Source organism: Hyphomicrobiales bacterium (assembly GCA_016125495.1).
Lineage (GTDB): Bacteria > Pseudomonadota > Alphaproteobacteria > Rhizobiales > RI-29 > RI-29.
On record WGLQ01000004.1, the window covers coordinates 309,618 to 333,502 of the forward strand.

A 23,885-nucleotide genomic window follows, 5' to 3' on the forward strand; every position below is an offset into this window, starting at 1 on the left:
CGCCTCTTGGAGAAGTGAGCCGTTCGGATTGCCGCCGCCATGGTTCTGCGAACGCCTTACGTCGGCGTCGGGGCATCGACTTGCCGCCAGAGCCGGTCGACATAGCGCGTGAATCCCAGTCCCTCGAAGAACGCGATCGAGGCTCGATTGAAGGACCATACGTTGGCCGTGATCATCGTGGCTCCGAGGCGGCGGGCATGCCCGGCGAGCGGGGCTGCGAGCGCGCTGGCCATGCCGCGCCGTCGCTTGTTGGCCGCGACCGCGAGGTGATGGACGAGCAGCGCCTTGTATGACCGCGTGAGGGTGGTCTCCGGCAGCTCCATCAGCTCGGCAAAGAGGTAGCCTTCGACCTGATCGCCGTCGAGTGCGACCAGCATAATGACGCCGGGCTTCTGGATGAGGTCGACGATCTCCGCACTCGCAAGGCCGCCCGGCTTGAACAGCCAGCCGCAATTGGCGACGTGCAACGCCTGGACATCCCGGTTGAGCCGCGCGATGGCTGCTGCGTCACCTGCTGCTGCGACCCTCACCTCGTAGCTCGGGACGGCGCTCGCCATCGCGTCACTCGCCTTCGGCGGCTGCCACGAGGCGTTCGAAGGCCGGCACCTGGATTTCCCGGCTCGAACCGATCGAGATGATGCCCTCGCCGTTCAGCTTCGACATCTGCCGGCTGACCGTCTCGATGGTCATGCCGAGGTACTCGGCGATTTCGGCGCGGGTGAGCGGCAGCCGCAGAACGATGCTGTTGGAGTCCGCATCGCCCATCGCCCGCCGCGCGAGCAGCACGAGGAAGCTCGCGACCTTCTCGCGCGCCGTCTTGCGTCCGAGCAAGAGCATCCAGTCGCGCGCCGCATCGAGTTCGTCCAGCGTCATTTCGAGCAGCCGGCTCTCGAGCTGGACGGTCTCTTTCAGTATGCGGTTGAAGGGCTTCTTCTGGAATAGGCAGAGCGTGACCTCCGTGGCCGCGATCGCATCGTAGGCTTGCAGCCGGCGGTGCGCGTTGCCGACGAAGTCGGAGGGAAACAGCAACCCGACCATCTGCGTGCGGCCATCCGCGAGGGTCTTGGTCAACTTGACCACACCGGTCACGATACTGCCGACGAAGTCCGTCTCCTCGCCGGAAGCGACGATTTCCTGGCCGGGCGCATAGGTTTTGTAGCTCTTGATCGGGTTCAGTCGGTTCAGCTCCGCCTCACCGCAATAGGCACAAACCGCGCGCTCGCGGATCGGGCATTCGCCGCACTTGAGGTGTGTACGCTTGGATCCGATCGGCGGCTCGGCCGCCCCGGTGGGTTTATGCTCCATGGCGCTCATTCAACCTCGCATAGCCCGAGAGCGGGGCGCATCGGGTTCGCAACCGCCGTGCCCCGTTTGGGGCGGCTCGACGGTCGAGGCCGGCAGAGGGGTGCTGCGGTCGCGCGTCACGAAGTCGCGATGGATCCTCTCGGCGTACATCCGAGATCGGGTGACGCTCCACAGCCGCACTCCTTGCGCACAATAGCTTTATCGTCTGGGTACGCAAACCCTCTTCTCGCGGTTGTCAGCTGCACCGGTTCTGCACGGCCGGCCACACCAACCACACCGCTAGACCTGCCAAATCCGATCGAGCGCCGCATGATAAATCCGGTCGGCGAGCGTCTCGCCCTCTGGATGCCATGAAACGACGTTCTCGAGCATGATGCCGGCGTTGATCTCCATCACGCGTTCACCGTCGGGGGCCGCGGCGATGTCGACCGAGCAAAAGCGTGCCCCCGCCGCCGCCTGTGCACGGCGCGCGAGATCGATCGTCTCGGCGATTTCGGGGCCCTCGAGGTCGTAGAGCCGCGCTCGCGCTCCCATTCCGAGATTGTGCCGCCATTGGATCGCCACCACCTCGCCAGCCGCCGGGACGGCGCCGAGTTCGCAGGAAATCGCGCTCCAGGCGTCCTCCGACAGCGCGAGTTCGCCCTCCGCGATTCGCCGCTCGATGAGCTGGCGGTTGCTCGCCCGCCCGTCGCCGACGACCACCGGCCTCTCCTTGCCGTAGGCCAGCAGCGGCTCGCCATCGAGCAGCATCACACGCACTTCGCGGCCGAGATCCATGAACGGGCTGACCGCGACCGCCCTGGCTCGCTCGAACAGCTTTGTGACGGCCCGCTCGTAGGTCGCCGGATCACGCGCCAACAGCACTTCGCGGCCACCTGTGCCGTTGTTGTCCTTGACCACGACGTTGCGATCGAAAGCCTCGAAGGCCTCGAGAAGCCCGCGCCAGTTGCCCGGCACGTGGACGAACGGAAAGATTTCGGGATGGACGAACAGCCGGTGCGGAACGTGTGCCACCCCGGATCGAGCGAGGACCTCGGCCGTCGCCGCCTTGTCGTCGCAGAGCTTCAGCACGCTCGAGCTGTTCAACCCGAGATCGTAGCCGAACACCACCTGCCGCCGCCCGCCGCGGCTCAGCGTTGCGATCCAGCCGAGCGAGAAGACCTCGAGTTCGAGGCCATGGCGCTCGCCATAGCGGGCGAGTGAGCGCAGCAGCACGCGATCGTCGTTTTTCATGGAACGGCTCGACATCACCCTCGGGCATGATGCCCGTCGCACGTTCATGCTGGATCGCCGCGCGGCCGGCAAGCGTCGGTCGGATCGCGATTTGCGGGAGGGGATTGCGCACGCTCGCGAGCCCCTGTGGGCCCCATTCGGGCAGGGCGTGCGGCTCTACTTCTTGCGGAAGGCGTCGAGCGAGACGACCGTCGCCGTGGGCTTGTCCTCATCCTCGGCGTCGTCCGGTGCCGCATCGCCCGCGGCATCTGGTGCTGGCAGTCCACCGACCGGCCCCGGTTCGCTGCCACCGCGCAAGGTATCGAGGGCATCGTCGAGGGCCTCGCCGAGCAAATCGTCGGTGTTCTTGCCGTCCCGTCCGCGACCCTTGCCGCGGCCCGTGATCGCACTATTCTGCTCGCTGGCGATCGGCTCGCCCATGCTCGTCGCCACGCGCGGTCCGCGCGGCCCGTCGTCCTGCTGATCGCGCGAGGCCCTGGCTTCGGCGAAGATCTCACCGAGCGTCTTGCCCTCGTCGCCCGCGCCAAGCGCGTCCCCTGCGCCCCGTGCCCCTTGCCTGTTCGAATCGGACCCGACCGGCTCGAACTGGAGCCCGTAGGGCACGCTTGGATCGTAGAACATCTTGATCGCGCGATAGGGAACCACCAATTGCTCGGTGCGCCCGTTGAACGACAGCTTGACCTCGAAGTGTTCCTTCTCGGCCGTGAGGTCCCAGAACTGGTGCTGCAGGACGATCGTCATGTCCTCGGGATAGAGCTGGCGCAGCCGCTTGGAAACCGACACGCCCGGCGCGCCCGTCGAAAACGAGATGTAGAAGTGGTGCTCGCCCGGCAGTCCGTTCACCGCCGCATGCGCAAGCACGCGGCGCACGATTCCGCGCAACGCGTCCTGGGCCAACGCCTCGTAGTCGATCTCGAAGTCGGCCATGGCCCACCCGGCGGCTTCACCACCCGTCCCGTCGGCTCGCTGTCCGGCTCACGGAGCCCGGTGCTCGCCACCACGCCCCCGGTTGGCGCCCGGTGTGCGCGGGAATTGATTGGAGGGCTTCTGTTGCCCGGTGCCCTCCGAACCGCGCCTAAACCCTGCTAGAGGCTTAGGACTTGATTCCCGGTACCGGGACCGCGTTACGCGGCCACAGCCTCCGGAGCATAGTTGTCGTTGGCAACTATTGATTTGGCCCGATGTCGGCGGAACCATGCCGAGCGAAAGATCGTCCTTTACACCCTCGTCGATCCTATTTCGCCCCCATCACCAGCTCACGCCGGGCCTTGTCCGGCTCGCCCGTCTCGTGGGCTGATGGTGGAGGCGCCGGGTACCGCCCCCGGGTCCGAATGGCTTATTACGACGGCAGTTTATCGCCATAGCCGGATGCTTCCGGCGATGAACAATATAGCGCATCACTCGTGAAATCCAAGGGCTTGGCGAAGCCTAGTTGCAGTTTCGTCACGATCTGCCGTTCGCCGTGACGGACCGGTCACGGCGATGACCCGGCTCGGTGGTGAAGGGCGCGCCTGCCTGGTTGGCGCGCCCGCGAAATTCGTGCCCCGGCGGCATGGAATCGCCTAAGCTCGGCGCATGCGCCAGTATCTCGATCTCCTCGCCCGGGTTCGCCGCGATGGCGTGCGGACCGACGACCGCACCGGCACCGGGACCCTCAGCGTCTTCGGCCACCAGATGCGCTTCGAGATGTCGGACGGCTTTCCACTCGTCACCACCAAGCGCCTGCATCTGCCGTCCATCGTCCATGAGCTGATCTGGTTCCTCTCGGGCGACACGAACATCGCCTATCTGAACGCGAATGGCGTCACGATCTGGGACGAATGGGCCGACGAGCACGGCGATCTCGGCCCCGTCTATGGCCGCCAGTGGCGAAGCTGGCAGGCTCCGGACGGCCGCGTCATCGACCAGCTCGCCGGCGTCGTTTCGGCCTTGCGGTCAAATCCCTTCTCGCGCCGCCACCTCGTCACGGCCTGGAATCCGTCCGACGTCGACAAGATGGCGCTGCCGCCCTGCCATTGCCTCTTCCAGTTCCACGTCGCGCCGGCCCGTACGCCGGCTGGCCGGCCAGTGCTCTCGCTCCAGCTCTACCAGCGCTCGGCGGACGTCTTTCTCGGCGTGCCCTTCAACATCGCCTCCTACGCCCTGCTCCTGCACATGGTGGCTGAGGTCGCCGACCTCGAACCCGGCACGTTCGTGCACACGCTCGGCGATGCCCATCTCTACCTCAACCATCTCGATCAGGCGGACGAGCAGCTGCGGCGCGAGCCGCTCGCGCTGCCGCGTCTCCGACTCTCGCCGAGCGTCGGCGACCTCTTTGCCTTTCGTTACGAGGACGTGACGATCGAGGATTATCGTGCCCATCCCCACATCAAGGCGCCGGTGGCGGTATGAGCTACGGCACGCCTCCGATCGTGGTGGAACTCGTCGTTGCCGTCGCCGAGAATGGCGTCATCGGCAGGGACGGCAAGCTGCCGTGGCGGATGCCGACCGATCTGAGACGCTTTCGCGCGCTGACCCTCGGCAAACCCGTCGTCATGGGCCGGCGGACCTTCGCGTCGCTGAAGGGCCCGCTCGATCGCCGCTGCAATGTGGTCGTCACGACGGATCGCGGTTTCGCGCCCGCTGGCGTGCTCGTTGCCCATTCCATCGAGGAGGCGCTCGAACGAGCGGCCGGCGCGGCCCACGCCTCCGGCGTCGGGGAGGTCGCCGTGATCGGTGGTGCCAAGATATACGCGGCCGCGCTCGAATTCGTCGATCGGGTCCACCTGACGATCGTGCACGCCGCGCCCGATGGCGATACCAGCATGCCCCCGTTCCCGGCGGAGCATTGGCGCGAGGTCAACCGCGTCCGCCAAGCCGCGGGTCCCGGCGACGACCACGACATGAGCTTCGTCGAATTGGTCCGCCGCTCGCGCCCGCCGGCCTCGTGACGGGTCCGAACGCGCGAATTCGGGCTGTTCTTGCCGCCCACGCACTTTGTCGCGACCGCGTCCCCTTGAACGATCGGCCGGGCAACCAACATGCTCGACAGTGCGTTTACAGCCTCGAGGGGGCTGCTATAACCACGTCGATCTCCGCAACTGCGACCTGCCCACGGGCGAGAGCAGGCAATCGGCCCGAGGGGCGGTGCCTTTCGATGTGACGATGGCCAACAGGCGGTCGCCGTCGCTCGAGCCCGAGCAAAGGAACAAGGACCAGCCCATGGCCTGGAATAATCAGAACGGTGGTGGTGGCCCCTGGGGTCGCGGTGGCGGAGGCCCCTGGGGTCAGGGCCCGCAGGGCGGCGGCCCGCAGCAGCCCGATCTCGAGGAGATCCTCAAACGCAGCCAGGACCGCCTGAAACAGGCGATGCCCGGCGGAGGCATGAGCAAGTCGTTCACCGCGCTGGTCGTCCTCGTTGGTTTGGCTGTCGCGGCATTCTTCGGCTTCACGGTGCGCATCAACCCCGACGAATACGGCGTCGTGCTGCGGTTCGGGGAGCACGTTCGCGATCTTCAGCCGGGCCTGCAGTTCCGTTGGCCTTATCCGATCGAGCAGGTGCTGCAGCCCAAGGTGACGCGCGTCAACCGGGTCGAGATCGGCATTCGCGGTGCGAGTGACACGGGCCGCTTCGCCGGACCGGACCGTGACGTGCCTGAAGAGAGCCTGATGCTCACGGGCGACGAGAACATCGTCGACGTCGACTTCGTGGTCTTCTGGCGCATCAACGACGCCAAGTCCTATCTGTTCAACATCCAGAACCCGATCAATACGGTCAAGGAGATCGCCGAAAGCGCCATGCGTGAGGTCGTCGGGCGCAGCGACATTCAGCCCATCCTGACCCAGGATCGTGCTCGCGCCGAGCTTCAAGTGCGCGAACTCATCCAGCGCACGCTGGACAGCTATGGCGCTGGCATCCAGGTCACCCAGGTGCAGCTGCAGAAGGTCGACCCGCCGATGCAGGTGATCGATGCCTTCCGTGACGTCCAGGCCGCGCGCGCCGACCAGGAGCGTCTGCAGAACGAGGCGCGCTCCTACGCCAACCGTGTCGTGCCCGAGGCGCGCGGTGATGCCGAGCGGATCGTACAGGGCGCGCAGGCCTACAAGGAGCGCGTCGTCGAGGAGGCCAAGGGTCAGGCGGCGCGCTTCGAGAGCGTGCTCCGCGAATACCAGCTCGCCCCCGAGGTGACCCGCCAGCGGCTCTTCCTCGAGACCATGGAACGGGTTCTGGGTGGCACCGAAAAGATCATCATCGACCAGACGGGAGGCTCGGGCGTGGTGCCCTACCTGCCGCTCAACGAGATCAACCGCGGCCAGCCGGCCCAGCGTTCGACGGGGCAGTGATCATGCGGACATTCCTCTTCATCCTGCTCCTCCTGATCGGCGTTGCAGCCGTGGCGGCATCGTTCTCGATCTTCATCGTCGAGCAGACGCAGCAGGCGATCGTGCTGCGCTTCGGCGACCCGCGCAGCGAGATCAAGAAGCCGGGGCTCTACTTCAAGGTGCCGTTCGCCGAGACGGTGGAGTATTTCGATAAGCGCATTCTGGATCTCGACACCCAGCCGCAGGAGGTCATTGCCTCCGATCAGAAGCGGCTCGTCGTCAACTCCTTCGCGCGCTATCGCATCACCAACCCGCTACTCTTCTTCCAGACCGTTCGCGACCAGCGCATCGCCAACTCACGGCTCGGCTCGATCCTCGATTCGTCACTGCGCCGGGTGCTCGGCGCCGCGACCTTCCAGGATGTCGTGCGTGACAAGCGCGAGTCGCTGATGGCTGAAATCGCCAAGCAGTTCAATGCGGAAGCCGACGATTTCGGGGTCGAGATCGTGGACGTCAGGATCAAGCGCGCGGACCTGCCGCAAGCCAACTCCGACGCCATTTTCCGCCGTATGCAGACCGAGCGCGCCCGCGAGGCCGCTGAAATCCGCGCCGGCGGCGAGGAGATCGCCCGGCGCATCCGCGCCAACGCGGACCGCGAGGTGACCGTCATCACCGCTGGTGCAACTCGCGATTCCGAGCGCTTGCGCGGTGAAGGTGAGGGCGAGCGGGCCGGGATCCTCGCGAGTGCCTTCAACAAGGACGAGGACTTTTTCGCCTTCTATCGTTCGATGGAGGCATACGAGAAATCCTTCAGGGCGGGCGACACGCGCCTCGTCATCTCGCCCAACTCCGAGTTCTTCCGCTATTTCGGCACACCGGAGCCGGGCGGCAATGCGGCGAGCAGCCGGGCCGAGACCGCCATTCGCGGCAGCGGCGGCGCGCGTGGCGAGGCGGCCGGCATTGCCACCGGTGGGGCGAACTGACGTTCGACCCGCCAGGCCTTCGGTGCGTGTCGAGGCCGTCACCGTCGGCGCCGGGGAGAGGCTATGACGACCGACGATCTGTTGACCGCCCTCGGCCTCGTTCTGGTGATCGAGGGACTTGTTTGGGCCTTCTTTCCGCACTACGCGGAACGGATGCTGGAGGCCATCGCGGCGACCCCGCCCGAGGTCGTTCGGCTGTCCGCCGTTTTTTCGATCTCGGCGGGCGTTCTCATCGTGTGGTTGATTCGAGGCTAGATGGTTTTACCTGTGCCGCGTGCACGGGATAGAGCGCCCCGGATCCGGTGGCACGTCGGGAGGCGTGGAGATGCTTGCTCGCGGGATGTCTGGCGTCGATGCTGATGGGTGCGTCCGCGGTGGCGTAACGAACAGGGCCGTGCCGCTAGCTCGCCGGACGATGGGCCCCGTTTTCGGGCACGCCTTGGGCTTCTACGCCTCGCGAATGGCGGCCGCCCTAGCGGCCCTCGTTCTGGCGTTGCCGCTCCCCGCGAGCGCCTGCCGCGACAGCCTGGCCGACGTCGTCGAACCGCTGATCGATGCGGTCGTCAACATTTCGACCACGCAGAACCTGCGCGGCCCCTCGGGTATCCCCCTTCCGAGCGTTCCGGACGGCTCCCCGTTCGAGGAGTTCTTCCGCGACTTCTTCCAGAATGCTCCCGACCGTCGCCAGCGCCAGCGCGTCAATTCGCTCGGCTCCGGCTTCGTCATCGATCCTTCCGGCCTGATCGTCACCAACAATCATGTGATCGCCGAGGCCGACGAGATCGAGGTGAATTTCAACGACGGCACAAAGCTGAAGGTGGAGAAGGTTCTGGGCCGCGACCAGAAAACCGATCTGGCTTTGCTGCAGGTGCGCCCCAAGCGCCCGCTCGTTGCCGTCCGGTTCGGCGATTCGACCTCCATGCGCGTGGGCGATTGCGTGATCGCGATCGGCAACCCCTTCGGCCTCGGCGGCACGGTCACCACCGGCATCATCTCGGCCAAGAAACGCGACATCAACAACGGCCCGTACGACGAGTACCTGCAGACCGATGCCGCCATCAACAAGGGCAACTCGGGCGGTCCCCTCTTCAATCTTCAGCGCGAGGTGATCGGGGTCAACACGGCGATCATCTCGCCGACCGGCGGCTCCATCGGCATCGGCTTTGCCAACCCATCCGAGACCGCGAGCCTCGTCGTCGAGCAATTGCGCAAATTCGGTCGCACGCGCCGTGGCTGGATCGGGGTCCGCATCCAGTCCGTCAGTGATGAAATCGCCGAAAGCCTGGGCCTCACGGGCGCCTCTCGCGGCGCATTGATCTCCAGCGTCAACAAGGACGGTCCCGCCGACCGCGCCGGTCTCCAGCCCGGCGACATCATCCTCCAATTCGATGGCCGCGACGTCGAGAGCATGCGGATGCTGCCACGCCTCGTTGCCCGCACCCCCATCGACGTCGATGTCGCGATCGAGGTCCTGCGCAAAGGTAAGATGGAGAAGTTGACCATCCGCGTCGAGCAGCTGGACGAGGAGGGTGCCGTCGAAACCGCGTCTGTGAGCCCCGACGTCGAGCCGGATCAGCCCAAGACGGATCACCGTGTCCTCGGCCTGACATTGCGTGATCTCGACGAGGCGCTTCGCCGTGAGCATGGTCTCGAAGAGAGCGTTGCGGGTGCCGTGATAACGGGAATCGCCGAGGACAGCCCCGCGAGCACCCAGGATCTCAAGGTCGGCGATGTGATCGTCGAGGTGACGCAGGAAAAGGTCGTCTCCGCCGCCGCCGTCGAGGAGCGGGTGGAACAGGTGCGGCGCCTCGGACGACCACGTGTCCTGCTGCTCGTGACCGATTCGACAGGCGACATCAGGTTCGTCGCCGTGCCCCTCGAAAAGTCCGCCGGCTCGTCCGAATAGGCGGCCGATGCCCGGCGATGAGGCTTGCCCGTGTCGGCGGGGCGCATTTGATCGAGCGCAAGGCGGGGTGGCGGCCGGTCTGGTTGAAGACGTCTCCGGACTGAGAGAGGAGACGACCATGAACCACCGACACCGCAAGGTGCTGCACGCGCTTTTCGCCCATCCCGTCAGCGGAAACATCAGCTTCAAGGCCGTCGAATCGGTTCTGGCGGAACTGGGCGCCGAGATCGACAACCGCCATGGCGCGCGCGTCGGCGTGACCCTCGCCGGTCATACGGCCGTTTTCCACCATGCCCAGCACGACCTGCCGATCGAGGAAGTCATCCAGATCCGCAAGTTCCTGGAGCGTTGTGGCGTCGATCCCGCGGATTACCCGGTCTGACCGTCGCTGCGACCGCCCGCCGTCTGCCGGATTCCCTGAAGAAAGAGCACGCACTCGAGATCGCAGTGGTCGATCCTGGCTGCGGCCGCCTCGGCAACCTTGGGTTTCGCCCGGAACGCGATCCCGAGGCCCGCGGCGCCGAGCATGTCGAGGTCGTTGGCACCATCGCCGATGGCGATCGCACTTTCGAGCGCGACGCCGTGCTCGCGCGCCAGGCGCTCGAGCGCGGCTCGCTTCGCGGCGCGCCCGAGGATCGGGCGCATCACCTCGCCGGTCAGTCGGCCCCCCGCGATGCCGAGCCGGTTGGCTTGATACGTGTCGAACCCGAGCCGCTTGGCGATCGGCTCGGCGAAGATTGCAAAACCGCCCGAGACGAGCGCGCACCGGACGCCCGCTTCCCGCATCGTCGCGAGCAAGTGCTCCGCCCCGGGCATCAGCGTCACGCGCTGCTCGAGCACTTCGACCAGTCGTTCCACCTCGAGGCCGGCGAGCAGGCCGACTCGCTCGGTCAGTGCCGCCTCGAAATCGACCTCGCCCCGCATCGCGCGTTCGGTGATCGCCTCGACGGCCTTGCGCTGACCGACGAACTCGGCCAGTTCGTCGAGGCACTCCTGCTGGATGATCGTCGATTCCATGTCCACGACCAGTAGCTGGAAGGGCCGCCCCGCGATCGGCAGGCAGTTGATGTCGATCGCCTCGCCTTGCAGCAGCTGTCGCATCCGCGCGACGATGGCTTGGCCGTCGGCGATCGTGTCGAGTTCGCCCGTGACTTCACAGGCGCGCCCCGGCGATAGTGTTCTCGGTCCGGCGATCCGCGCCGCGCCGAGGCCCTGGCAGGCAAGGTCGGCCGCGCGATCGATGAGCGAGGCGTCAGGGCGCGCGGCGGCGGCGATGATGGCGAATGCGGGCATCGGGTGTCCCGGTTAGAGGTGCCGAGCATGGGCGAGGAGCAGGGCGCGCCATGCGCCATTCTGATCGCAGGTCCAACCGCCTCCGGCAAGTCGGCCATCGCCCTTCGTCTGGCCGAGCGCCTCGGCGCCGTCGTCGTCAATGCCGACAGCATGCAGGTCTATTCCGCGCTCTCCGTGTTGACCGCGCGCCCGTCGCCGGCCGACCTCGCCCGTGCTCCCCACCGCCTCTACGGCCACGTCGCGGGCAACGAAGCCTATTGCGTCGGCCGTTATCTCACGGAGGTGGCCGATGTGATCCGCGAGGCATCGGCGCGTGGCTCGCGGATCATCGTCGTCGGCGGCACCGGTCTTTACTTCAAGGCCTTGACCGAAGGTCTCGCGCCGGTCCCCGAGATCGCGCCGGCCACCCGGGCGCGCTGGCGCGAAATGGCGCTCCGGCACGGCGCGGCCACCCTGCATGCCGAACTCGCCGCCCGTGATCCCGAAATGGCCAGCGCCCTTCGCCCGAACGATACCCAGCGTCTGGTGCGCGCGCTCGAGGTTTACGAGTCGACGGGGCTTTCGCTGAGGCAATGGCAGGCCCAGTCCGCGGCACCGGTTCTGGCGCCGGGATGCTGGCGGGGCTTTGTCCTCTCGCTCGAACGCGGCGCGGTCCGAGCGCGTTGTGATGAGCGCCTCGAGGCGATGCTGACGGCCGGGGCCCTCGACGAGGTGCGCGCCCTGCTCGATCTCGGTTTGCCGGACGATCACCCGCTGCTGCGCGCCGTGGGGGTACCGCAGTTCGCCGCACACCTTGTCGATCGGGAGCCGCTGGATCGCGCGCTGGAGCGCGCCAAGGCGGCGACGCGGCAGTATGCCAAACGGCAGATGACTTGGCTGCGCGGCAATATGATGTCGTGGAGCTGGCATTCAACGCAACAAATGGAAAAAGAAATCGTCCGCCGCTTTGCGAAAGTTGACGATTGATGGTTGACCGGTCGGCGGGCCACCGCTAGTTGTTGCGCCGCAACAGAGACCTTGGACACGGTCCGGACCACATGGCAGGGTGGGGCGCCGTTGGCGCTGCCCGAGGAAGGAGCGGTTGGAAATGACACGACGGATGTCGGGCGCCGAGATCGTCTTGCAGGCCCTGAAGGATCAGGGCGTCGAGCACATCTTCGGCTATCCGGGTGGCGCGGTGCTGCCGATCTACGACGAACTCTGCCAGCAGGACGCCGTCGAGCACATTCTCGTCAGGCACGAGCAGGGTGCTGTGCACGCCGCCGAGGGCTATGCCCGCTCGACCGGCAAGGTCGGCGTCGTGCTCGTCACCTCCGGCCCCGGCGCAACGAACGCGGTAACCGGCCTCACCGACGCGCTCATGGATTCGATCCCCGTCGTCTGCCTGACGGGGCAGGTGCCGACCCACATGATCGGCAACGACGCGTTCCAGGAATGCGACACCGTCGGCATCACGCGGCCCTGCACCAAGCACAATTGGCTGGTCAAGGACGTCAACGACCTCGCCCGTGTGATCCACGAAGCCTTTTATGTCGCCCGCACCGGCCGCCCCGGCCCGGTCGTCGTCGACATCCCCAAGGACATCCAGTTCGCCGAGGGCCCCTACGTCGAGCCCGCCAATATCGAGCACAAGACCTACAAGCCCCGCCTCGATGGTGAGCAGAGTGCCGTCGAGGCCGCCGTCCGCCTCCTGGCCGGGGCCAAGCGCCCGCTCTTTTATTCAGGCGGCGGCGTCATAAACTCCGGTCCCGAGGCCTCGCGCCTGTTGCGCCAGCTCGTGCGCGCGACCGGTTATCCGATCACCTCGACGCTCATGGGGCTCGGCGCCTATCCTGCTTCGGACCGCCAGTGGCTCGGCATGCTCGGCATGCACGGCACCTACGAGGCCAATCTGGCGATGCACGACTGCGATGTGATGGTCTGCGTCGGGGCGCGCTTCGACGATCGTATCACCGGTCGTCTCGATGCCTTCGCGCCCCATTCGCGCAAGATCCACATCGATATCGATCCCTCGAGCATCAACAAGAACGTCCGCGTCGATGTGCCGATCGTCGGCGACGTCGCCCGCGTGCTCGGGCAAATCCTGGCGGGTTGGAAGGCCGCCAAGGCCAAGCCGGATGCCGCCGCCATCAAGGCGTGGTGGAAGACCATCGATGGATGGCGTGCGCGCGATTGCCTCAAGTACCGCGAGAATGCCGACGTCATCATGCCGCAGTACGCGATCCAGCGACTCTACGAGCTGACCCGTGGGCGCGACGTCTACGTGACGACGGAAGTCGGACAGCATCAGATGTGGGCGGCCCAGTTCTTCCACTTCGAGGAGCCGAACCGCTGGATGACCTCGGGCGGCCTCGGCACCATGGGCTATGGTCTGCCGGCCGCCATCGGCGTCCAGGTCGCCCACCGCGACGCCCTCGTGGTCGACATCGCGGGCGATGCCTCGATCCTGATGAATATCCAGGAGCTGTCGACCGCGGTTCAGCACCGCCTGCCGGTCAAGGTTTTCATCCTCAACAACCAGTACATGGGCATGGTCCGCCAGTGGCAGCAATTGCTCCACGGCAACCGGCTCTCGCACAGTTACACCGAAAGCTTGCCCGATTTCGTGAAGCTGGCCGAGGCCTACGGTTGCGTCGGCCTCAGGGTGGAAAAACCGGACGAACTCGACGATGCGATCCGCACGATGATCGAAAGTGACCGTCCGGTCGTCTTCGATTGCCGTGTCGCCAACCTCGCCAATTGTTTCCCGATGATCCCGTCCGGCAAGGCGCACAACGACATGTTGCTCGGCGACGACGCCGACGACGACGAGAAGATCGGCGGCGCGATCGGCAAGGAGGGCAAGGTGCTGGTCTAGGGGGCCGCGCTCTCCACCATCCGGCGGCGCGCTCTCCGCGCTAGGGTATCGACGGCGCACGCCGCCGGGTCGCGCGCCGCTCCTCCGCGATCGTGGGGCGGCGTTGCGGCAGTGGGCGTTCGTTCCGGCGCGCCGCCGCTTCCGCCCTCAGATTTTTTCCGCCACCAGTGCGCCCTCCGCGATGGCGACATGAACCTGGCGTGGGGCGAGACAGTCGCCGATCACGTGCGCCTCGATGCCCATGGTGCGCGCCTCTTCGGCGAACGCGGGCAACGTGACGTTGCCGCGCCAGTCGACGAGGATGTCGGCGTCTTCGATGGCGCCTTCGTGGTCGCTGTAGATGTTGCGCGTCGAGATCCGACGCCCATCGACCGCGGTGACCACCTCGTTGGGACGGAAAACCGCGCCGGCGCCGAGCAGCCGTTTGTAGAGTGGTGTCCGCAGATTGGGGTTGACGAGTTCGCCGATGGCGTTGTCGCTGCTCGCGATCGTGACACGGTTGCCGTCCAGTACGGCATCGACGGCCGACAGTCCGCCCCGCCCGCCGCCCTCGTCCGCGAGCACGATGTGCACGCCGCGCGGGGCGGCATCGATCAGTTCGGCCGGTGTCATGAGCCGGATCGACGAGCGCTCGTGACCGGCCGGCGCCGCCGGTTCGATCGCGACCGAACCCGTTGCGAAGATGATGGCATCCGCACCGAGTTCACCGAGGTCCGCGGGTGCGAGCCGCCGGTTGCGGTGCACCTGGACCTGCAAGCGCGCGAGCTGTCCTTCGTACCACTCGATCGTGCGTCCGAATTCCGCCGTGAGTGGCGCCCGCGCCCACACCCGCAATTGTCCACCGAGCTCGCTGCTGGCCTCGTAGAGGCTGACCCGGTGGCCTCGTTCCGCCGCGCGGCGTGCCGCCTCGAGACCGGCCGGACCACCGCCGACCACCACCACGTGCCGTGCCTTTTCCGTCCGCGCGCCCGGCAATGCCGCCGGGACGGCCTCCCTCCCGACATTGGGATTGTGGAAGCAGCGGATGACTTTGCCCTCCGTTGCGCGCGCGATGCACACGTTCGCGCCGACACAGGGTCTGACGTCCTCGGCCCGACCGCCGGCGATCTTGGCGACGAGGTCGGGATCGGAGATGTGCGCGCGGGTCATGCCGACCATGTCGGCCTCGCCCGAAGCGATCACCGCATTCGCCATACGGGCATCGACGATCCGTCCCGTTGTGAAGACCGGGATGGCCACCACGCGCTTGATGGCGGCCGCGAGGGGAACGAAAAGCCCGTGCGGGGCCGGGGTCGGCGGCCAGTGCTCCATGCGCTGGAGGCGGTCGTAGTTCGTGCCGACGATGATGTTGAGGTAGTCGATCTGGCCGGTCGCAGCGAGCCGCCGCGCGATCTCGGCGAGTTCGTCCGGCCCGAGCCCGCCTGGAACACGCTCGTCTCCCGGCAGGCGCACGCCGACGATGCGCTCGCGGCCGACGGCCTCGCGCGCCACCGCGATCACCCTCGACAGGAACCGCATGCGATTGTCGAGCCCACCACCGTACTCGTCCGTGCGCTTGTTGGAATAGGGCGAAAGAAACGCCGCGCCGAGGTAGCCGAAGGCCGCCAGGATCTCGACGCCGTCGAGCCCGCCGTCCGCGACCCGTCGCGCCGCCACACCGTGCGCCTCGACGATCTCGTCGATATCGGCCAGCGACATCGCGTAGGGCATCTCGCGCGAGAGCTGGGAGGCGACCGCCGACGGCGCCCAGAGCGGGCGCCCCGCGTCGGTGTCGTTGACGGTCGCGGCCGAATGCCCGAGTTGGACGAGGAAGCGCCCGCCTTCGCCATGGATCGCATCGGCGAGGCGCCGGAAGCCCTCCACGATCTCGCCTTTGGTGAGATCGAGCGCCCGCCCGCCACCGACGCTGCCGGTGCGATGGACAGCGCTCGCGCCGGTCACCTGCAGGGCCGCCCCGCCGCGCGCGCGCGCCCGCTGATAGGCGATGTAATCGTCGTTGACGAGCCCATCCTTCTCGAAACCGGGCACGTGCGCCGTGACCAGAACGCGGTTCCGCATGGTCAACGGCCCGACCTGGACCGGCGACAACAGCGCTTCGAAATCCCCCGGCATCATGCTCTCGCTCGATCAGCGTCCCCGCTCGTCCAGCACGTCCCGCAGCGTCTGGGCAACGATTGTGGGCAGATCATTGCGAAGTCCACGCAATTCGCCGCGCACCTGCTGCATCTCCGACTTCAGAGTCGAGACGTCGGACTTCAACGTCGTCACGTCCGACTTCAACGTCGCCACGTCCGACTTCAGCGTCGAAACGTCCGACTTCAGCCCGCCGATGTCCGCCTCCACCCTGCGCAGCCGGCCATTCAGCACGGCGATGTCGTCGCCGTTGCGCCGCGTTTGCTCCAGGATGTGCCTTGTCACGGATTTCTCACCGTCGAATTCGCCTTCGAGGACGGACACCCGCGCCTCGAGGCGGCCGAACTCGTCGCGTGTCACGGTATCGCTCATCGAGGCCCCTTCCCGCCCCGTCGCCTCTGCCCCGAAAGGAACATTGGCAGAACATCGAGGCTGATGCAACCCTCAACTCTTGGCCCCGCTAAAACCACGCGAACGTGTGCGGTCATTCGTTGAAAGCTGGCATGGAGGCGCACACGATGTCGAGCGCGATGTGCTCGTCGCCACGTCCCTCGGACCATCCCGGCATTCACTTCCGGTTCGGGCCGCGCTGCCAGTAGATCGTCGCCACCGTGACGATGGCCGTCAGGACGATCGTGCCGAGGATGTCCGATCGCTGGATGAAGGCGGTCCAGGCGGCGATGCCCTTCATCCAGCCGCCCTGCGCGGTGAGGCCATGGTTGAGCACGATGACCGCCAGCGAGGCGAGCGCCGTCATGATGACGGCCGAGAGCACCTGCACGGTGCGCTTGAAGAGCTTCGGCACGGAGAACGACGTCTGGCCGACGGCGAATTGTGTGCGGTCCGACATGTGAGTCTCCCCCTGCTGAGCTGCGTTCGATTGCGCGGGCGATGGTTGGGCGAATCGGTGGCGAGAAGATGGCGGTGCGGTGCGAGCCTCGACGCGCGGGCCCCGCCGCTCCAAGCGCTCAGGCCGCGGCCCCGACCAGCAGATCGCGCGCGGCATTGACCCGTTTCAGCGCCTCCTCCTTGGCAATCCGGACGTCCGGGTTCTCGTTCATGTGGCGGTCCGGATGGAGCTCGAAGGCGATGCGAAGCCAGGCGCGGCGCAGTTGCGCGGCGGTAAATCCCTTCTGGAGACCGAAGAGTTCCATGGCGGCGGCGGCTAGATTTTCGGCAGTGCGCGGGCGCTCGGGCGACTTCGGGGGCGACTTTTTGCCGACCGAATCGATCAGCCGTTTCAATCGGTGGGCGTAGGCCTCGCCCCGGATCAGCGGGTTCGACATGCCGATCCAGTCGATGTCGATGCTCACTATCGCCGCCGCAAAGAAGAAGAAAAACAACCGCCAGTGGTCGCGCGACGTCAACCGGTGGACCACTTCGGCGAGATCGATGTTCACGATCGCGCCATCGATCCGGGTCGATGCCTTGTGGATCGCGAACATCAATCCAATGAAGAGGAGCGCAATCGCATAGCGCAGGAGGAAGCGCGAAGTGCGACGGAGCAAGCCGTTCAATCGGTACTCCTCGGCTTCGAGGATGCGAACCCGCCGGTGAATGACCTGGAGGGCCTCCAGCTGGCCCGCCGCGAATGCAGCTTCGCCCGTAGCGTAAAGAGTGCGAATGCGTACGGCGAGCCGGGTTCGGTCGGCTTCCTCGAACATCGCCATGCTGGCCGGTACGATATGCGCGAGGATGTAGAACGCGACCCCCGGCTCACGCAGGACCGCCGTGAACGCCACAACGGGCTCGAGGCCGTCGATCAGTCCCACGAAACCTTGCCCAAGGATGAGGATTAGGTAGAGCGTCAGATAGAGGCGCAGATGTTCTGCGGGAAAATAGTTGGCGATCACCATTTGTCCGGCTCCCGGTGAATTCCCCGCCTTATTCCGCCGCCTCCTTGCGCCCGCTCCGCTTCGGTCTGGCCTTGAGCTTGCGCCGCCGCACGAGGAGTTCGGCGAGGAATCGCCCGGTATAGCTCTCGGCGCACTCTGCGATTACCTCCGGCGGGCCCGCCGCCACGATCCGTCCGCCCCCGTCGCCCCCTTCCGGGCCGAGATCGATCACCCAGTCGGCGGTCTTGATGACCTCGAGGTTGTGCTCGATGACGACGACGGTATTTCCCGCCTCGACCAGTTCGTGGAGAACCTCGAGCAGCTTGGCGACGTCGTGGAAGTGCAGCCCCGTCGTCGGCTCGTCGAGGATGTAGAGCGTGCGCCCCGTCGCGCGCCGCGACAGCTCCTTGGCGAGCTTGATGCGCTGCGCCTCGCCGCCCGAGAGCGTCGTTGCCTGCTGGCCGACCTTGATGTAGCCGAGCCCGACGCGTGCCAGCGTCTCGAGCTTGTCGCGGATCGAGGGAACCGCCGCAAAGAATTTCGCCCCCTCCTCGACCGTCATATCGAGCACGTCCGCGATCGACTTCTCGCGGAACCGCACCTCCAGCGTCTCGCGGTTGTAACGGTGCCCCTTGCACTGGTCGCAGGTGACGTAGACGTCGGGAAGGAAATGCATCTCGATCTTGATGACACCGTCCCCCTGGCACGCCTCGCAGCGCCCGCCCTTGACGTTGAAGGAAAAGCGCCCGGGACGATAACCACGTGCCTTTGCCTCCGGCAGACCGGCGAACCAGTCGCGGATCGGCGTGAAGGCGCCGGTGTAGGTCGCCGGGTTCGAGCGCGGCGTGCGCCCGATCGGCGACTGGTCGATGTCGATCACCTTGTCGAGCCACTCGAGCCCCTCGAGGCGGTCGTGCGCGCCCGGATGCTCGCGCCGGCCGGTGAGGCGGCGCGCGACGGCCTTGTAGACGGTGTCGATGAGGAACGTGGATTTGCCGCCGCCCGACACGCCAGTGACACAGGTGAGCAGTCCGAGCGGGATCTCGGCGTCGATGTTCTTGAGATTGTTGGCGCGTGCGCCGAACACCTCGAGATACTTTCCCCTCTCCGGCTTGCGCCGCGCCGCCGGCACCGCGATCTCGCGGGTCCCCGTGAGGTATTGCCCGGTGAGGCTCTCGGCCTCGCGCATGATGTCGTCTGGCGTCCCCGAGGCGATGATGCGCCCGCCATGGATGCCGGCGCCGGGACCGATGTCGACGACGTGGTCGGCATCGAGGATCGCATCCTCGTCGTGCTCGACGACGATCACCGTGTTGCCGAGGTCGCGAAGGTGCTTCAGCGTCTCGAGCAGGCGCGCATTGTCGCGTTGGTGCAGTCCGATCGAGGGCTCGTCGAGCACATAGAGGACGCCCGTCAGACCCGAACCGATCTGCGAGGCGAGGCGGATGCGCTGGCTTTCCCCTCCCGAAAGCGAGCCGGAGCCGCGCGCGAGCGTGAGATAGTCGAGCCCGACGTCGTTGAGGAATCGCAGGCGCTCGCGGATCTCCTTGAGGATGCGCGTCGCGATCTCGTTCTGCTTGACCGAGAGCCGCTCCGGCAGGCGCTCGAACCAGCCGCCGGCTTCGCGGATGCTCATGCGCGCGACCTCGCCGATGTGCAGCCCGTCGATCTTGACCGCGAGCGCCTGGTCCTTGAGACGGTGCCCCTTGCAGCGCTCGCACGGGTGGTCCGACTGGTAGCGGGACAATTCCTCCCTGACCCAGCTCGATTCCGTCTCGCGCCAGCGCCGTTCGATGTTGTTGATGACGCCTTCGAAGGGCTTTGCGGTCTTGTAGCGCCGCACCCCGTCGTCATAGACGATCGAAATGGCCTCCTCGCCCGACCCGAACAGGATGACGTGCTGCACGTTGGCCGGCAGCTCCGACCAGGGCACGCTCGTGCGCACCTTGTAGTGCCGCGCGATGGCCTCGAGCGTCTGGGCATAGTAGGGCGATGTACTCCCCGTCCGCGCCCACGGCAGCACCGCGCCGTCAGCCAGACTGAGGCTCTCGTCCGGCACCACGAGATCCGGCTCGAAGCGCAGTTCCGTGCCGAGCCCGTCGCAGGCCGGGCAGGCACCGAACGGATTGTTGAAGGAAAAGAGGCGCGGCTCCACCTCGTCGATCGAAAAGCCCGAGACCGGACAGGCGAAGTGCTGGGAGAAGATGATCCGCTCGTGCGTCTCGTTCTTGGATTTGTGCGCGCCGCGCGTCGCCTCCGCCGCGAGCGGCTGGTCCGCGTACTCCGCGATGGCAAGGCCGTCGGCGAGTTCGAGTGCGGTCTCGAAGCTGTCGGCGAGCCGCGCCTCGATGCCTTTTTTCACCACGATGCGGTCGACGACGACGTCGATGTCGTGCTTGAGCTTCTTGTCGAGCGCCGGGGCCTCGGCGATTTCATGGAATGTTCCGTCGACCTTGACGCGCTGGAAGCCGCGCTTCATCCACTCCGCCAGTTCCTTGCGGTATTCGCCTTTTCGTCCCTTGACGACCGGCGCCAGCAGGTAGAGCCGCGAGCCCTCCTTCAGCTCCATGACGCGGTCGACCATCTGCGTCACGGTCTGGCTCTCGATCGGGAGCCCCGTCGCCGGTGAGTAAGGCACGCCAACGCGCGCGAACAGGAGCCGCAGATAGTCGTAGATTTCCGTCACGGTGCCGACGGTCGAGCGCGGGTTGCGGCTCGTCGTCTTCTGCTCGATGGAGATCGCCGGCGAGAGCCCCTCGATATGGTCGACATCGGGCTTCTGCATCATCTCGAGGAACTGGCGCGCATAGGCCGAAAGGCTCTCGACGTACCGCCGCTGTCCCTCCGCATAGATCGTATCGAACGCCAGCGACGACTTGCCGGAGCCCGAGAGCCCGGTGAAGACGATGAGCTTTTCGCGCGGGATCTCGAGATCGACGTTCTTGAGATTGTGCTCGCGCGCGCCGCGCACGCTGATGGTCTTGCGATCGGTCATGGCCCGGGCCCGTTGTTGAGGCCCCAGTGCCTAGCCGAATTGGCTCGCGGCGTCCATGCAACCCGAAGGAGGGGCTTGGTAACCGCGAGCGCTCGCACACGAACCGCGCCCCCGCCAGCCCGGTGTCGAGAAAAGGCAAGGGCCCCCGACCTCGAGGTCGGGGGCCCTTGCCGTCCCGGCGCATGATCGACCGGCTCGAGATCAGTCGCTGATGGTGCTCACGACGCTGGAGAGTGGCCGCACCGCAAGGGTATCGGCGCCCCTGAAGCCCTTGCGGATTTCTTCGTCGTAGCTCTCGATCGTCGTCACCGGCGTCTTTGCGGTCAGGTGCACGATCCTGAATCCGCCCTTCTTGAGCTCGGCGAGGAAGCCGGCCATCGCGGCTGCCGTGATCGGCTGGATGTCGTGGAAGAGGAGGATGCCCTTGCCGCGCTTGCGCAGGTTCGCCATGACCCGTTCGATCATCTTCTGCGGCTTGCCGCCACGGAAATCGAAAGAGTCGAGGTCGGTCGAGAACATCGCGATGTTGCGGCTCGCCAGATGCTGCAAGGTCTCGGGCGAATCCTTGAGGAACGGGAAGCGGAAGAACGGCGCCCCCGGCTGGCCGAGCGCGATGGCAACGGCGCTCACCGCCTTCTCGATCTCGGCCTGGGCTTCCGGCAGCGCCTTCTTGCCGAGGTTGGGATGCGACCAAGTGTGGCTGCCGACGGTGTGGCCGGCCGCCGCGACCTGCTTCAGCACCTCCGGATAGCCGACTGCGAGCTTGCCGACCGGAAAGAACGTCGCCAGCACGCATTCCTGCGCCAGCGCCTTGAGAATGGTGACGGTGTGCGTCGGCAGCGGCCCGTCGTCGAACGTCAGCACCACCTCGCCTTCCTCGAGGAAGTCGTAGAACTTGTAATGCTGGAAGCCGAAACCGGGCCCGCCGGTCGTGTCGATCGCGACGGTTCGCGCGACGCCGAGGGCATTGGGATTGTTGCACTCCTTTGCGATCGAACTGTCCGCCATGGCGGCCGCGAACGCGAGCGCAAGGCAGAGTTTCACCACGGGTCCGCGCATTGCCCCTCTCCTCGAAAGTGAATTTTTCCGAATCTTTGGACAACATTGCACATTCGAACACATCCACCAAGGTGGCCGAGGCGAAGCCCGCCGCCAATTGGCGCGACCGTGGCCGGCCCGCAATCCTCGGCCGTGCCTGGCCGAACGGGTGACCCAGCCGGACCGGTCTGCCGTGAGGTCTGCCCGCGCGAGCCGGTTGATGAGTTGCGAAATCGGTGCATCGCCGCTCCCTCACCTCGATCGCCCGAGGCGCCGCGCCCCGACACTTGCTAGGGAGGGCGGAATGGACGCGGCCCCCTCGGCGGCCGCAACGAGGAGGCGAGCAATGCACGATCGCATGGGCGGCGCGTTCGCCCCAGGCCAGGTCTGGCGCTACGAGACCCGCGCCCACGAGCGCGAGTCGCGCATCGAGATCCTCAAGGTCGAGGACGAGGGCGGCACCGCCATCGTTCACATTCGTCTCGTCGACGTCGGCATTCTGAACCCGGGCCTCAGCGGCGGGCGCGCCCCCATCGTCGAACACCTCCCGATCACCGAGGCGGCGCTGCGGGCGAGCGTCACCGAGCGCCTGATGCTGCCGGCGAGCGAGCCGGGAGCCATGGAGGCCTACCACTCCTGGCGCGAAGCCTTCGAGCGTGGCGAGGCCGGCGTCTTCGATCTGACGGTCGCCGAAATCGTTGAATTGTTGGACGAGGGCGTCGCCGCCTTTCTCGCCGGCGAGGATGTCGGCGGCCTTTGAGGCGCAAGAGACGGCCCGTCTCAGGTCGTGCTCGAAGCCAGGATGGGGGCGAGGCGCTCCTGTGTCGTCGCCATCTCCTCGTAGAGCCACTCGACGAACGCCTCGGCAGGTGGGCTGAGTGGCCGCTCTGGCGCCCGCACGATCCAGTAGGCATCTTCCCGGACGGTGAGCGCGAACGGCTTGACGAGCCAGCCTTCGAGGAGCCCTTCGGCCGCAACCACGTTGTCCGCGAGTGCGAAACCCTGGCCGGTCGCGGCCGCCTCGAGCGCGAGGAACCGCCGGAACATCGGTCCCTGCGTGGCATCGACGTTGCGGGCGCCGGCGGCCTCCAGCCACTCCGCCCACCACTGTTTGCTTTCGTCGTGCAGCAGCACCGAGCGCGTCAGCTCGCGCGGCGATTTGATGCCGGTGCGCTCGAGGTGGCGCTTGGAGCAGACGGGGAAGATGATGAGGTCGATGAGCTTCTCGACCTCGACGTCTTCCCACGGCCCTTTGCCGTAGCGGATCGCCAGATCGGCGTCCTCGGCCCGGAACGAGATGAGGTCGTCGCTCGGATCGATGTCGAGCGCGACGTCGGGATGGCGCTCGGCAAAGCGCCCCATGCGCGGGATCAGCCACCACGAGGCAAAGGCATCCTCGACGCTGACCCGAAGCACCGGCCGCTCCGCCGCCGCCTGGATCGCCTGGGTAGCGCGCACCAGCCCGTCGAACAGCGGCGTCAGCGCCGCGCCGTAAGCTTCGCCCTTCTCGGTCAGGCGCACACCCCGCCCCGTGCGGCGGAACAACTCGACGTCCAGCCACGCCTCGAGATCGCGGATGTGGCGGCTGACGGCGGCATGTGTCACTGCCAGCTCCTCGGCCGCCGCCGAGAAACTCTCGTGGCGCGCCGCGGCCTCGAAGGCGCGCAGGGCATTCAGCGATGGCAGGCGTCTGGCCATGGGTCCGATGTGTAAGTTTTTGTTACATGAAGGGTAAGAACTTGCCGTTTGTCTGGCAAGGGCGGATCGCTCATATATGCTGCAACGCAACAAGATCATGAGCAAACCAATGGAAACCCTCATCAAGACCTACGCCGGTCTCATGGACGTGGCGATTTACGGCGCGCGTGCTGGCGCCGCGCACGAGCACGAAATGGTTGCCCGCTCCGACGAGCGTGATCAGCCGTCGAGGCATCTGCGCCGCGACGACCGCACCAGCCGCTTCGCGCGTATCGTGCGCCTGCCTGGCAAGTCCAGCTGAGCGACG

The 23,885-nt window shown here is 66.5% G+C and carries 23 protein-coding genes and 1 other RNA gene; 11 read left to right on the plus strand and 13 right to left on the minus strand.

Annotated features, from left to right (window positions below):
• Positions 1–56: 56 nt before the first annotated feature.
• The 5 genes from GC150_04090 to ssrA all read right to left on the minus strand — a co-directional run bounded on the left by GC150_04090 (position 57) and on the right by ssrA (position 3,956).
• Entirely contained in the window at positions 57–557 is a 501-nt protein-coding gene (locus GC150_04090; protein MBI1384072.1) for a GNAT family N-acetyltransferase, read from the minus strand.
• Between the two features lie 4 nt (positions 558–561).
• Positions 562–1,269 (minus strand): helix-turn-helix domain-containing protein, encoded by a 708-nt coding sequence (locus GC150_04095; protein MBI1384073.1) that lies wholly within the window; start codon positions 1,267–1,269, stop codon positions 562–564.
• Between the two features lie 315 nt (positions 1,270–1,584).
• A complete protein-coding gene (locus tag GC150_04100) occupies positions 1,585–2,538 on the minus strand; it encodes a RimK-like protein (GenBank protein MBI1384074.1) in 954 nt (317 codons plus the stop codon).
• Positions 2,539–2,694: 156 nt separating this feature from the next.
• The gene (locus GC150_04105; GenBank protein MBI1384075.1) at positions 2,695–3,465 is read right to left on the minus strand and encodes a hypothetical protein; all 771 of its coding nucleotides are present in this window, start codon (positions 3,463–3,465) and stop codon (positions 2,695–2,697) included.
• 108 nt (positions 3,466–3,573) lie between these two features.
• Positions 3,574–3,956, minus strand: a transfer-messenger RNA (tmRNA) gene (gene ssrA / locus GC150_04110).
• A 157-nt stretch (positions 3,957–4,113) separates the two neighbouring features.
• Between ssrA and GC150_04115 the strand changes: the two genes are divergently transcribed.
• From GC150_04115 to GC150_04145, 7 genes are all read left to right on the plus strand, one after another.
• Positions 4,114–4,929 (plus strand): thymidylate synthase, encoded by an 816-nt coding sequence (locus GC150_04115; GenBank protein MBI1384076.1) that lies wholly within the window; start codon positions 4,114–4,116, stop codon positions 4,927–4,929.
• A complete protein-coding gene (locus GC150_04120) occupies positions 4,926–5,468 on the plus strand; it encodes a dihydrofolate reductase (GenBank protein ID MBI1384077.1) in 543 nt (180 codons plus the stop codon). The genes GC150_04115 and GC150_04120 overlap by 4 nt, the downstream gene beginning before the upstream one ends.
• Before the next feature lie 271 nt (positions 5,469–5,739).
• Entirely contained in the window at positions 5,740–6,861 is a 1,122-nt protein-coding gene (hflK, locus tag GC150_04125; GenBank protein ID MBI1384078.1) for an FtsH protease activity modulator HflK, read from the plus strand.
• Positions 6,862–6,863: 2 nt separating this feature from the next.
• Positions 6,864–7,823, plus strand: coding sequence for a protease modulator HflC (locus GC150_04130; GenBank protein MBI1384079.1), 960 nt, complete (start codon positions 6,864–6,866; stop codon positions 7,821–7,823).
• A gap of 63 nt (positions 7,824–7,886) precedes the next feature.
• The gene (locus GC150_04135) at positions 7,887–8,078 is read left to right on the plus strand and encodes a DUF2065 family protein (protein MBI1384080.1); all 192 of its coding nucleotides are present in this window, start codon (positions 7,887–7,889) and stop codon (positions 8,076–8,078) included.
• A 160-nt stretch (positions 8,079–8,238) separates the two neighbouring features.
• Positions 8,239–9,729, plus strand: a complete 1,491-nt coding sequence (locus GC150_04140; GenBank protein MBI1384081.1) for a Do family serine endopeptidase — start codon at positions 8,239–8,241, stop codon at positions 9,727–9,729.
• Positions 9,730–9,847: 118 nt separating this feature from the next.
• On the plus strand, positions 9,848–10,111 hold the full coding sequence (locus GC150_04145; GenBank protein ID MBI1384082.1) for a hypothetical protein: 264 nt from the start codon (positions 9,848–9,850) through the stop codon (positions 10,109–10,111).
• On the opposite strand, the gene serB is transcribed toward GC150_04145, so the two are convergent.
• Positions 10,099–11,022, minus strand: coding sequence for a phosphoserine phosphatase SerB (gene serB / locus GC150_04150; protein MBI1384083.1), 924 nt, complete (start codon positions 11,020–11,022; stop codon positions 10,099–10,101). The two genes, GC150_04145 and serB, sit on opposite strands and share 13 nt — an antisense overlap.
• Before the next feature lie 27 nt (positions 11,023–11,049).
• Here serB and miaA point away from each other — a divergent pair, with 27 nt between their 5' ends.
• Positions 11,050–11,988, plus strand: coding sequence for a tRNA (adenosine(37)-N6)-dimethylallyltransferase MiaA (miaA, locus tag GC150_04155; GenBank protein MBI1384084.1), 939 nt, complete (start codon positions 11,050–11,052; stop codon positions 11,986–11,988).
• 121 nt (positions 11,989–12,109) lie between these two features.
• A complete protein-coding gene (locus tag GC150_04160) occupies positions 12,110–13,879 on the plus strand; it encodes an acetolactate synthase 3 large subunit (GenBank protein ID MBI1384085.1) in 1,770 nt (589 codons plus the stop codon).
• 147 nt (positions 13,880–14,026) lie between these two features.
• Here the strand turns inward: GC150_04160 and GC150_04165 are convergent, their stop codons facing one another.
• From GC150_04165 to GC150_04190, 6 genes are all read right to left on the minus strand, one after another.
• Positions 14,027–15,994 (minus strand): FAD-dependent oxidoreductase, encoded by a 1,968-nt coding sequence (locus tag GC150_04165; protein MBI1384086.1) that lies wholly within the window; start codon positions 15,992–15,994, stop codon positions 14,027–14,029.
• 12 nt (positions 15,995–16,006) lie between these two features.
• Positions 16,007–16,384 (minus strand): hypothetical protein, encoded by a 378-nt coding sequence (locus GC150_04170; GenBank protein MBI1384087.1) that lies wholly within the window; start codon positions 16,382–16,384, stop codon positions 16,007–16,009.
• 196 nt (positions 16,385–16,580) lie between these two features.
• The gene (locus tag GC150_04175) at positions 16,581–16,862 is read right to left on the minus strand and encodes a hypothetical protein (GenBank protein MBI1384088.1); all 282 of its coding nucleotides are present in this window, start codon (positions 16,860–16,862) and stop codon (positions 16,581–16,583) included.
• Positions 16,863–16,980: 118 nt separating this feature from the next.
• Positions 16,981–17,868 (minus strand): hypothetical protein, encoded by an 888-nt coding sequence (locus tag GC150_04180; protein ID MBI1384089.1) that lies wholly within the window; start codon positions 17,866–17,868, stop codon positions 16,981–16,983.
• A gap of 28 nt (positions 17,869–17,896) precedes the next feature.
• Positions 17,897–20,842 (minus strand): excinuclease ABC subunit UvrA, encoded by a 2,946-nt coding sequence (gene uvrA / locus GC150_04185; GenBank protein MBI1384090.1) that lies wholly within the window; start codon positions 20,840–20,842, stop codon positions 17,897–17,899.
• Between the two features lie 201 nt (positions 20,843–21,043).
• Positions 21,044–21,886, minus strand: coding sequence for a polysaccharide deacetylase family protein (locus GC150_04190; GenBank protein ID MBI1384091.1), 843 nt, complete (start codon positions 21,884–21,886; stop codon positions 21,044–21,046).
• A 340-nt stretch (positions 21,887–22,226) separates the two neighbouring features.
• On the opposite strand from GC150_04190, the gene GC150_04195 reads away from it, so the two are divergent.
• Entirely contained in the window at positions 22,227–22,640 is a 414-nt protein-coding gene (locus GC150_04195; GenBank protein MBI1384092.1) for a hypothetical protein, read from the plus strand.
• A gap of 20 nt (positions 22,641–22,660) precedes the next feature.
• Here GC150_04195 and gcvA read toward each other — a convergent pair whose 3' ends face one another.
• Entirely contained in the window at positions 22,661–23,701 is a 1,041-nt protein-coding gene (gene gcvA / locus GC150_04200; GenBank protein ID MBI1384093.1) for a transcriptional regulator GcvA, read from the minus strand.
• Here gcvA and GC150_04205 point away from each other — a divergent pair.
• The gene (locus tag GC150_04205) at positions 23,688–23,879 is read left to right on the plus strand and encodes a hypothetical protein (GenBank protein MBI1384094.1); all 192 of its coding nucleotides are present in this window, start codon (positions 23,688–23,690) and stop codon (positions 23,877–23,879) included. The genes gcvA and GC150_04205 overlap by 14 nt on opposite strands.
• Positions 23,880–23,885 lie beyond the last annotated feature (6 nt).